This is a genomic window from Brevundimonas sp., from assembly GCF_051860745.1.
Classification (GTDB): domain Bacteria; phylum Pseudomonadota; class Alphaproteobacteria; order Caulobacterales; family Caulobacteraceae; genus Brevundimonas.
This window is the reverse complement of sequence record NZ_JBHYDN010000005.1, coordinates 84,698-98,136: the sequence shown is the minus strand read 5'-3', so window position 1 is coordinate 98,136 and position 13,439 is coordinate 84,698. Positions and strand designations below refer to the sequence as shown.

The 13,439-nt window shown below is 69.8% G+C and carries 13 protein-coding genes; 4 read left to right on the top strand and 9 right to left on the bottom strand.

All coding sequences use genetic code 11. The annotated features are described in order from the left end of the window. Positions 1–116 precede the first annotated feature (116 nt). Together ACTIEW_RS08080 and ACTIEW_RS08075 are read left to right on the top strand one after the other, a co-directional pair. Positions 117–1,673, top strand: coding sequence for an acetolactate synthase large subunit (locus tag ACTIEW_RS08080; protein WP_439477394.1), 1,557 nt, complete (start codon positions 117–119; stop codon positions 1,671–1,673). Next, positions 1,670–3,067, top strand: a complete 1,398-nt coding sequence (locus ACTIEW_RS08075) for an FAD-binding oxidoreductase (RefSeq protein WP_439477393.1) — start codon at positions 1,670–1,672, stop codon at positions 3,065–3,067. Before ACTIEW_RS08080 ends, ACTIEW_RS08075 begins: the two co-directional genes overlap by 4 nt. A 9-nt stretch (positions 3,068–3,076) precedes the next feature. On the opposite strand, the gene ACTIEW_RS08070 is transcribed toward ACTIEW_RS08075, so the two are convergent. The 6 genes from ACTIEW_RS08070 to ACTIEW_RS08045 all read right to left on the bottom strand — a co-directional run bounded on the left by ACTIEW_RS08070 (position 3,077) and on the right by ACTIEW_RS08045 (position 8,073). Continuing rightward, the gene (locus ACTIEW_RS08070) at positions 3,077–4,201 is read right to left on the bottom strand and encodes an NAD(P)/FAD-dependent oxidoreductase (protein WP_439477392.1); all 1,125 of its coding nucleotides are present in this window, start codon (positions 4,199–4,201) and stop codon (positions 3,077–3,079) included. 22 nt (positions 4,202–4,223) lie between these two features. Beyond that, complete coding sequence (locus tag ACTIEW_RS08065; RefSeq protein ID WP_439477391.1) at positions 4,224–4,631, bottom strand: ribonucleotide reductase subunit alpha; 408 nt, start codon at positions 4,629–4,631, stop codon at positions 4,224–4,226. 125 nt (positions 4,632–4,756) lie between these two features. Then, a complete protein-coding gene (locus ACTIEW_RS08060; RefSeq protein ID WP_439477390.1) occupies positions 4,757–5,353 on the bottom strand; it encodes an SOS response-associated peptidase family protein in 597 nt (198 codons plus the stop codon). Positions 5,354–5,370: 17 nt separating this feature from the next. Beyond that, entirely contained in the window at positions 5,371–6,114 is a 744-nt protein-coding gene (locus ACTIEW_RS08055; protein ID WP_439477389.1) for an SRPBCC family protein, read from the bottom strand. Positions 6,115–6,119: 5 nt separating this feature from the next. Continuing rightward, on the bottom strand, positions 6,120–6,716 hold the full coding sequence (locus ACTIEW_RS08050; RefSeq protein WP_439477388.1) for an ArsR/SmtB family transcription factor: 597 nt from the start codon (positions 6,714–6,716) through the stop codon (positions 6,120–6,122). A 43-nt stretch (positions 6,717–6,759) separates the two neighbouring features. Further along, the gene (locus ACTIEW_RS08045; RefSeq protein WP_439477387.1) at positions 6,760–8,073 is read right to left on the bottom strand and encodes a diguanylate cyclase domain-containing protein; all 1,314 of its coding nucleotides are present in this window, start codon (positions 8,071–8,073) and stop codon (positions 6,760–6,762) included. 213 nt (positions 8,074–8,286) lie between these two features. Here ACTIEW_RS08045 and ACTIEW_RS08040 point away from each other — a divergent pair, with 213 nt between their 5' ends. Then, on the top strand, positions 8,287–9,195 hold the full coding sequence (locus ACTIEW_RS08040) for a YihY/virulence factor BrkB family protein (RefSeq protein ID WP_439477492.1): 909 nt from the start codon (positions 8,287–8,289) through the stop codon (positions 9,193–9,195). Here ACTIEW_RS08040 and ACTIEW_RS08035 read toward each other — a convergent pair. After that, positions 9,158–9,388, bottom strand: coding sequence for a sulfurtransferase TusA family protein (locus tag ACTIEW_RS08035; RefSeq protein WP_439477386.1), 231 nt, complete (start codon positions 9,386–9,388; stop codon positions 9,158–9,160). The genes ACTIEW_RS08040 and ACTIEW_RS08035 overlap by 38 nt on opposite strands. Further along, complete coding sequence (locus ACTIEW_RS08030) at positions 9,385–9,876, bottom strand: CinA family protein (protein ID WP_439477385.1); 492 nt, start codon at positions 9,874–9,876, stop codon at positions 9,385–9,387. Before ACTIEW_RS08030 ends, ACTIEW_RS08035 begins: the two co-directional genes overlap by 4 nt. An 85-nt stretch (positions 9,877–9,961) precedes the next feature. On the opposite strand from ACTIEW_RS08030, the gene ACTIEW_RS08025 reads away from it, so the two are divergent. After that, on the top strand, positions 9,962–12,292 hold the full coding sequence (locus ACTIEW_RS08025; RefSeq protein WP_439477384.1) for a spermidine synthase: 2,331 nt from the start codon (positions 9,962–9,964) through the stop codon (positions 12,290–12,292). Here ACTIEW_RS08025 and ACTIEW_RS08020 read toward each other — a convergent pair. Next, positions 12,279–13,433: a bifunctional 2-C-methyl-D-erythritol 4-phosphate cytidylyltransferase/2-C-methyl-D-erythritol 2,4-cyclodiphosphate synthase gene (locus tag ACTIEW_RS08020; protein WP_439477383.1), complete on the bottom strand. Its 1,155-nt coding sequence runs from the start codon at positions 13,431–13,433 to the stop codon at positions 12,279–12,281. The genes ACTIEW_RS08025 and ACTIEW_RS08020 overlap by 14 nt on opposite strands. Between the last annotated feature and the right edge of the window lie 6 nt (positions 13,434–13,439).

The following is a 13,439-nucleotide window of genomic DNA, read 5'->3' as shown; positions in this document are numbered from 1 at the left end:
ACTCTCTGTACCTCTGGAATGTCAGGAACGCGACAATCTTTGCTCGAGGACGCGCCTAGCCTCGCCTGGAAACAGCTTGCCGGTCGAGTCTGCGGCCGGCGGGAGCGGAGCGCGTCATGGAAACCGCCGTACGGATGCTGGAGACCTTCGCCGACCGGGGCGTCGATGTCTGTTTCGCCAATCCGGGAACTTCGGAAATGCACCTGGTCGCCGCGCTCGACCGCGTGCCGCGGATCCGCCCTGTGCTCGGCCTGTTCGAGGGCGTGGTCACCGGCGCCGCCGACGGCTACGGCCGCATGCGCGGCGCACCGGCCCTGACCCTGCTGCATCTGGGACCCGGGCTGAGCAACGGCGCCGCCAATCTGCACAACGCCTTTCGCGCCCGCACCCCGATCGTCAGCCTGATCGGAGATCACGCCACCTACCACCGCAAGAACGACGCCCCGCTGCAAAGCAACATCGAGGCCCTGGCGCGGCCGGTCAGCCGCTGGCTCGAGACGGCGGAGACGCCCGCCCAGGCGATCGATCTGGCCGCCCGGGCAGTGGCGGCGGCGATCCGGTCCGGGCCGGCGGCGCTGATCATCCCGGCCGACGTCGCCTGGTCCGACGAGACGGCGGCCCCGGCCGCGCCCGAGCCGCAGACGTCGCCTCCGCCGACATGGGATCGGCGCATCGACGAGATCGCAGCCGCCCTGAGAAACCCCGGCTGCGCCCTTCTTCTCGGCGGCCGTCGGCTGGGGGCCGAGGCCTGCGCCGCGGCGTCGCGGATCGGCGCCGCCACTGGCGCGCTGGTCCTGACCGAGACCTTCCCGGCACGGATCGAGCGCGGCCGGGGCCGGTCAGCCCTGCCTCGCATTCCTTATCTGATCGAAATGAGCGCCGGGGTCCTGGGCGCGATCAGCACGGTGGTTCTGGCGGGAACGCCCGCGCCGGTGGCCTTCTTCGCCCTGCCGGGACGCCCGACCCGGCCGACGGCGGACGACGCCCGCTTCCTGACCCTGGTCGAGCCGGGCGAGGACCCGACGTCTGCGCTGATCGCTCTGGCCGAGGCCGTGGCGGGCCCGGCGGGCGAGCTGGCCCCGGGGCAGGCGGTCGTCGCTCCGGGATTCGCCGACGCCGATCATGAGCGAGCCTTGGACGCCGATCTGCTGGCCCGGGTGGTCACGGCGACCCTGCCCGACCAGGCCATCGTCTGCGACGAGTCGATCTCGCTCGGCTTCTACGCCTATGACTCCGCCGCCGGCGCGGCGCCGCACGACTGGCTGTCGCTGACCGGCGGCGCCATCGGGCAGGGTTTGCCGCTGGCGACCGGGGCGGCGCTCGCCTGTCCTGGCCGCCGGGTGATCGCCCTGCAGGCCGACGGCAGCGCCCTTTTCACGATCCAGGCGCTGTGGACCCAGGCCCGCGAAAGCCTCGACGTCACCAATGTTATTCTCAACAACGGCTCCTACGCCATCCTCGAGCTGGAGCTGGCGCGGGCCGGGGCTCCGTCCGGCGGCCCCGCCGCCCGGGCCTTGTTCGACCTGACCCGGCCCGCGATCGACTTCACGGCGCTCGCGGCGGGCTTCGGCGTGCCCGCCACCCGGGTGCGCACGGCCGGCGAACTCGCTGCGGCGCTCAACCGGGCCAATGCGACGCCGGGTCCCCACCTGATCGAGGCGATGTTCCGATGACCCAATCCGCTCCCCACGCGCCGCTGCCCGAAGCGCTGATCCGCCGCTTGGGCGACTTGCTGGGCGAGCATTTCACCGTCAACGCTGCGGTGTGCGGCCATCACGGCGGCGGCGGTACGCGCCATCCCAACCTGCCGCCCCAGGCCGTGGCCTTTCCCGGGACGACGGAGGAGGTCGCCGCCGTCGTGCGCGCCTGCGCCGACTACCGTACGCCGGTGGTTCCCTTCGGCGCGGGCACCTCGCTGGAGTGCCATGTGGGCGCCGTCGCCGGTGGCGTGACCCTCGATCTGTCGCGCATGAACCGGGTGCTTCGGGTGAGCGCCGAGGATTTCGACTGCACCGTGGAGGCGGGCGTGACCCGCATGGCGCTGAACGCCCATTTGCGCGACACCGGGCTGTTCTTCCCGGTCGATCCGGGGGCGGACGCGACCCTGGGCGGCATGGCGGCGACGCGAGCCTCGGGAACCACCACGGTCCGCTACGGCGGCATGCGCGAGAATGTCATCGCCCTGACGGTAGTGACCGCCGCGGGGGAGATCCTCCGCACGGCCGGTCGGGCGCGCAAGTCCTCGGCCGGCTACGACCTCACACATCTGTTCGTCGGCTCGGAGGGTACGCTGGGCGTGACGACCGAGGTCACCCTGCGTCTGCATCCGGTCCCGGAGGCCGTAGCGGCCGCGGTCTGCGCCTTTCCTTCGGCGGGAGCCGCCGTGACCACCGTGATCGAGGCGTTGCAGTCGGGGCTGACGCCCGCCCGCGCAGAATATCTGGACGCGATCCAGATGGGAGCGGTCAACCGGGCCTTCGGCCTCGACTATGCGGTCGCAGACAGCCTGTTTCTTGAGTTCCATGGCGGGCCGGAAGCCGTCAGGAGCCAGGCTGAGGCCCTTGGTGAGCTGGCGGCGGCGAATGGGGGGTCCGACTTCCGTTGGGAAACCGAGCCGGAGGCGCGCGACCGCTTGTGGAAGGCGCGCCATCAGGCGGGGTTCGCCGCTCTGTCGCTGCGGCCCGGAGCCGTACCCTGGTCAACGGATGTCTGCGTGCCGATCAGCCGCTTGGCGCAATGCGTCACGGAAACCCGGGCGGACCTCGATAGCGCACCCTTTCCCGGCACGATGCTCGGCCACGTCGGCGACGGTAATTTTCACGCCATCCTGCTGTTGAACCTGGACGACCCCGCCGAGATGGCCGCCGCCGCCGCCTTCGATGCGCGGCTGGTTCAGCGTGCTCTGGCCATGGACGGCACCTGCACGGGCGAGCACGGCGTCGGTCTGGGTAAACAGGGCGCGCTCATCGACGAACTCGGTGGCGCGGTGGGTCTGATGCGGGCGGTGAAGCAGGCGTTGGACCCGGACGGTTTGATGAACCCGGGCAAGATTTTCGCCGCCGCCTGACCGGTCGGCTCACCGCCACCTTGAGGGAGAGAAGGGCGCGGGTCCGAGACCGCGTTCTCCGAGGTCGGACGGAATCTCGCGCTTCAGCGCCAGGGCGGCCCCCAGTCGGGCCGCGGCGGGCGCGGTCTGCATGCCATAGCCGCCTTGACCGGCGAACCAGAAGAAGTCGGCCATATCCGGATCGTATCCAATGACGGGCGTCCGGTCGGGGGCGAAGGTCCGCAGCCCGGCCCATGACCGCCGCACATGGCTTATGGAGAGGGTGGTCGCCGCCTCGATGCGATCGACGCAGATCGCGATATCGAGTTCCTCGGGCGCGGCGTCCACGGGAGCGGACGGCGTCTCGTCGGCGGGGGAGGCGAGCAGGCGGCCCGACTCCGGCTTGAAGTAGAACTGCTCGTCGACGTCGATCACCGTGGGCCATGTTTCGATGGCCAGTCCGGCCGGCGGGTCGATCAGGATCACCGTCCGCCGCCGGGGCTCCAGCCCCACGCGTCGGACGCCGGCCAGTTCGGCGATCGCATCGGACCACGCGCCGGCAGCGTTGACGATCACCCGGGCTTCGATCGCATCTCCGCCGGCCAGCGCGATCCGCCACCCTGTCCCACGGTGTTCAATCCGTTCGACGCCGGCGTTCAGCCGCAGATCGACCCCTCTGGACCGGGCCATGCAGAGATAGCTGGCGTGCAGGCCATGGGTGTCGATATCGCTGGAATCGGGCTCGAACACCGCTGCGATCACATCCGGGCGCAGGATCGGGACCATGGCCCGCGCCGCCTCGCCGCTGATCTCACGCATCCCGCTTCCCTCGGCGACGATGTCGGCGACCAGGGCGTCGAGGGCGGGGAGCTGATCGCGCGTGGCGATGTTGAGACAGCCGCGGCGTCTGAGCAGTGGATGGTCGCAGAAGCCGTCGGGCGGGGCGTCGAAGAAGGCGCGGCTGGCCCCGGTCAATCGCCGAATCCAGGCGTTGCCGTAGGATTCGATGAACATCGCCGCCGAGCGCCCGGTGGTGTGATAGCCGTGGCTTGCCTCCCGTTCCACGACGAGCACGCTGGCCGGGTCAGCCAGTTCGCAGGCGATGGAGGCGCCGGCGATTCCCGAACCGATCACGAGGTAGTCGTAATGGCGCATGACGCCTCCTGAATTGGCCGCGTCAGCCGATTTCCAGGAACTCGCCCTGAGGTCCGTAGGCGGCGAACCCGTCAATCCGGCCGTCGCGCACGGCCGCGGTCATGGTCTCCAGGGCGAGGTCGATCCGGGCCTTGTCAGGCGGACGCCCGGCCTGTCCGGACAGGCTGGCGGCGAACACCACGCTCCACGGCGGACCCGCTCGCTCGGACTCCGAGACCAGGGCCTGGAAGTCGGGGATGTCCCGCGGGGCCTTGTCGACGCACATCAGCGGCGCGAGCGCGCCTCCACGGCCTGACTGGAATCGCTCCCGCTGTTCGGGCGTGGCACTGTCGGGCAATTCGGCAATGGCGAAGACGAACAGCAGACGTTGCGGTTCGGACTGGGCGGCGGCGGCGGCCAAAAGCTGCCGGAAGTGCGAGTTGTCGGTCATTTGGTGCAGGGTAGGGCATAGGGCGCGGCCCTGTCTTGCGCCCGCGCAATTCCATCGGCCCAGTCGGTCTTCTCGGCGCTGACATGCAGGGCGGCTTTCGATCCGACCGGCGAGCCCCACTATCCTCACCGGAACAGCAGCCCCGCCTCCGGGGTCGGAAAGACCTGTTCAACAGCGAGACGGCCCGCGGGCAGGGGCTGGAGCAGGTCCGTCTCAGGTGTGGTCAGATCCAGCCACTCCATTGCGCGGCCGGGCTCAAGCAAGACGATTTGCCGGTCATGGTAGGGCGCGATATCCGGCCCCGGCGTGGTCGTCAGCATGGCGAAGGCGCCGTTGCGGATCACGCCGGCGACCCAGAACGCCGGCGCATCGACCATCGTAAACAGCCATTTGGTCTTGCGCTTCTGGCCGGGCAGGGGGTCGGTGAACTCATAGAAGCCGTCCGCAGGAATGGCGCACCGCAGGCTGTTGGCGAACGAGCGGTCGTCCGAGCGGTAGTTGAACACCGGCCGCCCCTGCGGCGACGTCCAGGCCCATTTCGTCATCCTCACGGCCACGCCATCGGCTGTCCGTGTGGCCACCGGCGCCGTATTGCCGATGCGGATGTCTTCGCGAGGCTCGAAGTTCGGCTTGCCGTCAGGGAACACCAGCTGGATGCCGACCTCGCGGAGTTCCTCGAACGGCTGCTCGGCAAGGGGCTGGAACCGGTAGGTGTTGCACATGGGCCTGACCGTCTCCGTCAGTCGCAGCCCGGCGCGACCGTTTCGAACCGCTGATCCCACCAGCCCTGCCAGCGGCCCTGCAGATCGGCGAGGGCCGCCTCGCTGAGTCCGTAGGTGGTCAGGGTCAGCATGGTCGTGCCGCGCGGACGCTTCTCGTTCGGCGGCTGGTCCAGCACGACCAGCAGGCCGTCGCCCCAGGCGTCGACCGTGACGCCCGTCTGGTGGCGGGCGAGGAACCAGACCTCGCCGGACGCCTCGGCATCCGGCCCCAGCGGCATGGACCAGCGCTCGCCCGGCGCGGGAGCGGCGTCGAGGCCGAGCAACGACCGGGCCAGCCGGTCCTCGCGGGGCGGGCCTGAGAAGAAGATCGTGCGGCGCGTCTGGCCCTCATGGCGGGCGAAGGCGAAGGCCAGCTGCCAGGTGAAGGATATCCAGCCCTCGATCATGCCGTCGAAGACGTCGGACCAGTCGCCCGCGGGCGCGGAGCGAACCACCCGGACGATGCTCTCATCGCCGCGGGCCTCGACCTCATAGCGGTCGTTGACGCCGACGAAAGTGACCACCCGCTTCTCATCGTCGGCGCTGGCGTGGGTGACGAAGATGAAGTCGATCTCGTCCTTCAGGCCGTCGGTCTCCCAGCCGAACCATTGGTGGATCTTCTGCGGGTCGCGCAGCGCCGCCCAGACCGCGTCGGCAGGGGCGGGGACAGTGACTTCAACGAGGACGTGGTCCTCCCTGGGCTGGTCGGCAGCTTCGGTCATGACGGTCAGTTCCTGGCTGGGGCGGATTTGGTGACGGCGGGATGGGCGACGGCCGTGAGTCGGTAGCGCCGACCGGATGGCGCGGCGTATTTGCGGGCGAGGGCGGCGACAGCGGCGCTGACCTCCTCCGTGAAGGCGTCGAAATCGGCGGGTGTGGCGAAGGCGACGTCAGCTTCTACCGTCAGCGTCAGCAGGCGCGAGCCCTCGGCGGCCGCGTCCTGGCGCATACGGGCGACGTCGCGAACCATGGTCGAGGCGGTTGTGATCAGATGGTCGGCGGCATGACGGTCCTGGGCCTCAACGGCGTCGGGATCGGGCGGGGTCTGCATCATCGCGGGGTCGAAGACATGGTTCCGCGCCGCGACGAACAGTCGCTCGGTGAAGCCGCGCTTGCGGCGCTCCCCGGCCAGTTGGACGAGACCCGCGGCCTCGAGTGCATTGAGGTGGTAGCCGATGTTCTGTCGCGGCAGACCCAGCTGTTCCGCCAGACCCGCGGCTGAGGCCGGCTCGGTCAGGGCTGTCAGGATGCGGCGGCGAATGGGCGCCAGCGCCAGCAGGGCGGTGTCCAGATCATCGAGCAGGGCGGACGGTCGGGGCGTCATGCCCCTCAGCCTGCATTAGACAAAATAGTTTGTCAAATGGTCGTCAGGCAGAAACGCGGACATCCTTGGAGGCCCGTTCCAGCACGGTCGCGGGCGATTCCCCGGCGGCCACCTCCGCCACGCCCACCTCGAACTCGACCACGAAGGGTGAGCGGTCGGGGCCGGCGTCGAAGGCGGTGCAGCCGATGACGGCGGCGATCCGGTCGGCGGCGATCCGTCCGGCTGGCCCCTGGGTCGCGGGCAGGGCCAGGGCGAAGACGTCGGGCGACAGGCGGGCGGCGGTGTCCTCGGTGCGGATCAGGCGCGAGACCATGGCCCCGATCTGGGGCAAGGCGCGCTCCAGCCAGCCGCCCTTGCGGGCTTCGACGACGGCTTCGGTCTCGGATACGCGCAGAACGGCGACCGACAGCGGGCGGCGACGCAGACGGGCGCCCTCGGCCACGCGCGCCAGATGGCTTGCGAACAGTTCGGGAGTGAACAGGCCGGTTGTGGGATCGGTCAGGCCCGAGCCGCGGGCGCTCTCCAGCGCCTTGCGAATGGCGACGTGGCGGCGATGGGCGCGGGCAAGGGCGGTGATCCGTTCGGCCGTCTCATCCTCAGGCGTGTCGGCGGCGGCCACGTCGGCGAAGCCGCGGTTGTACAGTTCGGACAGATTGATCTCGCCCGCGCCGCGCAGATAGAGCACCGCCGGTATGTGATACAGCCGGGTGTTCCGCTTCATGCCCGAGGCGATGGACAGGGCCGGGGTATGATCCTCGGCGCCCCACAGGACGGCGGCGTCGAACGGCCGCTCATGCAGATAATCGAAGGCGGTGTAGGGCGTCGGCGCCGCCACCACCTCGCAACCACGTGCGGTCAGGGCGTTCGACAGGGCCAGGAAATGCCGGTCGGGCTTGCCCGCGGCGAGCACGCGCAACGGGGTGACGTCGAGGTCGGAGATCGGCAGCGGCTGGCCCCGGGCGGCGAAGGTCGCCTCGCGCAGCGACACCTCCTCCTCGGCGATGGCCGAACGGACCAGGTTTTCCAGTCGCAAGGCCGCCTGGGCCGCGTGGGGCGTACTGGACATGACGATGTCGGCGAGACCCGGCTCCCAGGCCGCGGCCTCCGGCCCGATGGCGAGAATCGGCAGGCGACGCGGGGTCACGGTCTGGCGCAGGGCGCTGATCCCCTCGGCCGCGTCCGGCAGGCGGGCGTCGAGAATCACTGTCTCGAGCGGCCAGTCGATCAGCACCTGGATAGCGCTGGCCAGCGAACGGGCGGTCACGGTGCGCCAGCCGAGCGCGTCCAGGCCCTGACACAGCGGGCCAATCAGGCCGTCGTCAGGAGCGACGACCAGTATGCGCGGATCGGAACCCAAGGGCGAAATCTCCAGCCGCCCCCAGCCCGGGGCGCGGTCTCATGGCCGCGGACCATAGCGAGGGCAGGCGGCCCTAAGCAACGGGTTGACCGTCGCTTTCCACGGCGGGTTTCCCGTAGGCCGAATTGGGGTAGTAGTGCGAGCTTGCAGGGTGTGGGGACCGGATTGCAGGCGAAATCGGACATCGAAGCAGCGGCGCGCTGGGCCACCCCCATGCTGTGGGGCCGCCTGTCGGTCAAGGCGTTCACGCGCAGCTGGGGCCGCGACGTGATGCTCTACACCGGCGGCGTGTCCTTCTTCGCCCTGCTGGCGGTCTTCCCGGCCATCGCCATCCTGATCGGTTTCTACAAGGCGGTGCTGTCCATCGCCCAGGTCAGCGAACAGGCGGCGGCTCTCGCCGATGTCATGCCGACCGCCGCGCGCGCCATCTTCCGGGCCGAGATCGAGCGACTGGCCAACGCCTCCGCCCGGACCGTTTCGGCCCAGAGCTTCTTCGCCGTGGTCATCGGCGGCTACGCTGCGCACCGGGGGTTCAAGGCCTTGCTGGCCGGACTGAACCTGATCCACGACGAGAAGGAGCCGCACGGCTTCTTCAAGTTCAACCTGCTGGCCTTCTTCGTCGCCCTGGCGGCCTTCCTGCTGTTCACCGTCGTCTCCGGGGCGGTGGTGACCTCACGCCTGCTGGAGCACGCCGGTCCGGGAGGGGCGGCGTCGACCGGCGGCGGCCTGCCGCTGGACGGGCTCTGGCCGGCGCTCGGTCTCGCGATCGGCCTGACCATGCTCTACCGCTACGCCATGTCCCACCGCGCGCCGGTGGCGTGGGCGCCGTCGATCGCGGGCGGATTGGTGGCCACGGTGATGTCGACCATTTCCTCGTGGCTGTGCGCCATCTACGTCGAGCAGATCGCGCCGCTGGGGGCGACCTACGGCTCGGTCGGCGCGGTGGTGGTGCTGCTGATCTGGCTGTCGTGGAACGTCAACGCCATCTTCTACGGCGGGGCCTTCGCCACCGAGATGGAGATCGCCGCCCGATCGATGGGCGCCCCCGAGATCGAACCTGACGAACCCCTGCCGGAGTCGGTGGTCAGCCTGTCGGAACGACGGGCGTCGCGACCACGATAGTCAGGACGCCGTCGGCCTCGTCGATCGAGACGACGTCTCCGCCCAGTCGGGCCATCAGATGCGGCACGTCGATCCGCGCCATCGGATCGGTGGCCAACAGGGTCAAGCGCGCGCCGGGCGCGGCCCCCCGCAACGCCTTCTGAAGTTTCAGGCCGGGAGTCGGACAGCGGTGGCCGCGGGCGTCGACGATCATGCGCCGATCCGGTCCAGGAGCAGGCCAAGCGCCACGCGCACGCTGGCCAGTCTGACTTCGTCGCGCCCGATGTCGCCGAACCGGCGCTCGACATGGACCATGCCGGAGGGGCCGTTGGCGGCGAAATGCACCAGACCCACGGGCTTGTCCGCCGAGCCGCCGCCCGGGCCTGCAATCCCGGTGACCGAGACCGAAACTCCCGCCCGCGAGTGCACGAGGGCCCCATCCGCCATGGCCCGGGCGACCGGCTCGGACACGGCGCCGACGGTCTCAATCAGATCGGCGGGCACGCCCAGCAGTTCGGTCTTGGCGGCGTTGCTGTAGGTGACGAAGCCGCGCTCCACGACCGCCGACGAACCCGCGATCGCGGTCAGGGCCCCGGCCACCAGACCGCCGGTGCAGCTCTCGGCCGTGGCGATGGTCAGACCCCGCGCGACGGCTGCTTCGATCACCTGCCGGGCAAGGGTCTGGATGTCGTCGGGGAACATGAATCGAGGGGCTTTCCGAAGGCGGCGCGAGTCGGTCTAGGGTGGCGGGATGCGCCCGGGGACGGCGCCAGCATACGGGGCGGGCATGAGCGACACCACCGGTGACTCGAGCGTCGGAACGGGCATCGGGTCTGGCGCGCCTGACCGGCTCACGCCCATCCTTTTCGCGGTCGCCATCTTCACCTCGGCGGCGCTGGTGTTCGTGGTCCAGCCGATGGTGACCAAACTGGTGCTGCCCATGCTGGGCGGATCCCCGGCGGTGTGGAACACCGCCATGGTCTTCTTCCAGACCGCGCTGCTGGCCGGCTACGGCTATGCCCACCTGTTGCAGAAGGTCGGATCGATCAAGACCCAGGTGGGCGTCCATCTGGGCCTGCTGCTGGTCGCCGCCCTGTTCCTGCCGCTCAGCGTCAACGGCCTTCTGGGCGATCCCGATCCCGCGGCCCCGATCATGTGGCTGCTGGCCACCCTGACCCTGTCGGTGGGCGCGCCGTTCGCGGTGCTGTCGGCGACGGCGCCGCTGTTGCAGGCCTGGTACGCCCGCGTCCGCATCGGCCATGCCGACGGCAAGAATCCCTATGTCCTGTACGCCGCTTCCAACCTCGGCAGCTTCCTGGCCCTGCTGTCCTATCCGATCCTGATCGAGCCGCTGGCGACCCTGTCGGGACAGCGCGGCTGGTTCGGCTGGAGCGGCGGCTATGTCGTCTTCGTGCTGCTGGTCGTGGCCCTGGCCTTCACGGTCTGGCGCCGGCGGCTGGATCAGACGTCAGAGCCCGCGCAGCTTGAGGCCAGCGCGCCTATGTCATGGCGCGAGAAGGGCATCCTCGTGCTGCTGGCGGCGGCGCCGTCCAGCCTGATGCTGGGGGTGACCTCCCACATGTCGACCGATGTGGCCTCGGCCCCCTTCCTCTGGGTGCTGCCGTTGGCGCTCTATCTGCTGACCTTCGTCATCGCCTTCCAGAACCGCCCGTGGATTCCGCTGAACGTCACCCTGATCATCCAGGGAGCCACCGGCGCGATTGTGGTTCTGATCGTGGCCTTCCGTTCGGCCAACTGGTCGCTGGCGTTCGGCCTTCACCTGATCGCCTTCTTCTTCGCCGCCCTGATGTGCCACCAGCTGCTGGCGTCGAGGCGGCCGCCGCCGGACCGGCTCACGGAGTTCTATCTGTTGATGTCGCTGGGCGGCGTCGTCGGCGGCGCCTTCACGGCCCTGTTGGCGCCGGTGATCTTCAACATGGTGTGGGAGTATCCGCTCGTTCTGGTGCTCGTTGGCCTGGCCCGGCCATGGGGCAAGAGGCGGCTGACCGGGACCCACATCGGAACCCTCGCCGCCGCCGGCGCGGTCGCCGTATCGCCCGTGCTGCTGGCGATCGGGCTCGACGCCAATGACGGCGCACGCGGCTGGTTCTATGCCAATTTCCCGCTGGGCATGGACCAACTGACCATGGTCATGCTGATGCCCGCGGCCATCTGCGCCTTCCTGATCCGGGACCGGGCGCTGCTCTTCACCGCCATCCTGCTGATGATCACCCTTTCCGCCCAGTGGATCGCGCGCGGCTATGACTGGAGCTATTCGGAGCGCAGCTTCTTCGGCGTGATGCGGGTCGCCAACTCCCCCGATCAGCGGCTCGGCGGCGACGTCCATGTGCTGATGCACGGCACGACCCTGCACGGCGCCCAGGCGCGCGACGGCCGTTTCGACTGCGTCCCGACCCTGTATTACGCCGCCGCCACTCCGATCGGTCAGGCGGCGACCATGGTCGGTCGGCGCGGCCCGGCGAAGGTCGGCGTCGTCGGTCAGGGTTCGGGCGCCATGGCCACCTACAAGCGCACCGAAGACACGATGACCTTCTTCGAGATCGACCCGATGGTGGACCGCCTGTCGCGCGATCCGCAGTGGTTCAGCTACATCTCCCACTGTGCTTCGGGCCCGATCAACACCGTGCTGGGCGACGCCCGCCTGACGCTGGCGAAGGAAACCCCGGGATCCTACGACCTGCTGATCATCGACGCCTTCTCGTCGGACGCCGTGCCGACCCATCTACTGACGGTCGAGGCCATCGAGGGCTATCTGACGCTGCTGAAGCCCAATGGGATCGTGGTGCTGCACCTGTCGAACCGCAACCTCGACATCACCCTGCCGGCCGTCGCCGCCGCCCAGGCGCTGGGCAGGCCGAGCCTGCACCAGCTCTATTATGAGCGGGACGATACGCCGGAGATGGCTGAGGCCTCGACCGAGGCCCTGATCCTGTCGCCGACGCCGGAAGGCCTGACGGATTTCATGGCCGACGACCGGTGGAACACCCCGGCCCGGACCACGGTGCGGCCGTGGACGGACGACTACGTCAATCTGTTCGGATCGCTACAGCGCAGCATGTTCGACACGCCCGAGCTGCAGGCGCTCAGGAGCCAGTAAGTTCGATCGTCGCGATGGCCTGGGCGGCCAGGCCTTCGCCGCGACCGGTGAAGCCCATGGCCTCGGTCGTCGTGGCCTTGACGCTGACCGCGTCGAGCGGAAGGGACAGCAGGTCCGCGAGCCGTTCGCGCATGGCCTGACGGTGCGGCTTCACCTTGGGCCGCTCGCAGATCAGGGTCACGTCGACATTGACCAGCCGCCCGCCGCGCGCGGCCAGCCGCTCAACGGCGTGACTGAGGAACAAGTCAGACGAGGCGCCCTTCCATTGCGGGTCGGTGGGCGGGAAATGGTCGCCGATGTCCCCGTCGCCCATGGCGCCCAGGATGGCGTCGGTGAGGGCGTGCAGGCCGGCGTCGGCATCGGAATGTCCGATCAGGGTCTGGTCGTGCGGGATCTCGACGCCGCACAGCCAGACCGAGGTTCCCGGCCCCCAGCGGTGGGCGTCAAAACCCTGGCCGACGCGGGTCTGTCGGGGGATGAGCGCTTCCGCCATGGTGAAATCCTCGGGGTAGGTCAGTTTCATCAGCCGGGTATCGCCCTCGACGATCAGAACCGTGCCGCCGGCGCGTTCGACCACAGCGGCCTCGTCAGCGGCGATTTCTCCGGACGGCCACACGGCATAGGCGTCGACGATAGTCCTGTAGCGGAAGGCCTGAGGCGTCTGCGCCCGCCAGAGCGAGTCACGGTCGACTGCGCCGGAGACCACACCGCCCGTCGCGCGACGCAGGCTGTCGGCGACCGGCAGCGCGGGCAGTGCGCCGTCCGCTTCGGCCAGGGCTTCAATCGTCCGTCGGATGACGCCGACGTTCAGCAGGGGCCGCGCTGCGTCGTGGATCAGCACCGGTCGGTCATCGGGCTCGCCGAGCGCCGCAAGCCCGTTCAGGACGGAGTCCGCCCGCGTCGCGCCGCCGGCCGCGAGACGCCAGCCGGTCAGACCCGCGAGGGCGGACTCGGCCTCAGCCTCCGAACCCGGCGCTGCGACGACCACGAGATCCTCGGCGCCGGCTTTCAGCAGGGCCTCGACCGACCAGCGCACCACGGGCTTGCCGCCCAGCCGCCGCCATTGCTTGGCCCCTCCGGCGCGGGAGCCGGAGCCGGCTGCGACCACGATGGCGGCGAAGGCGGGGAGGGCGGTGGTCATCCCGGC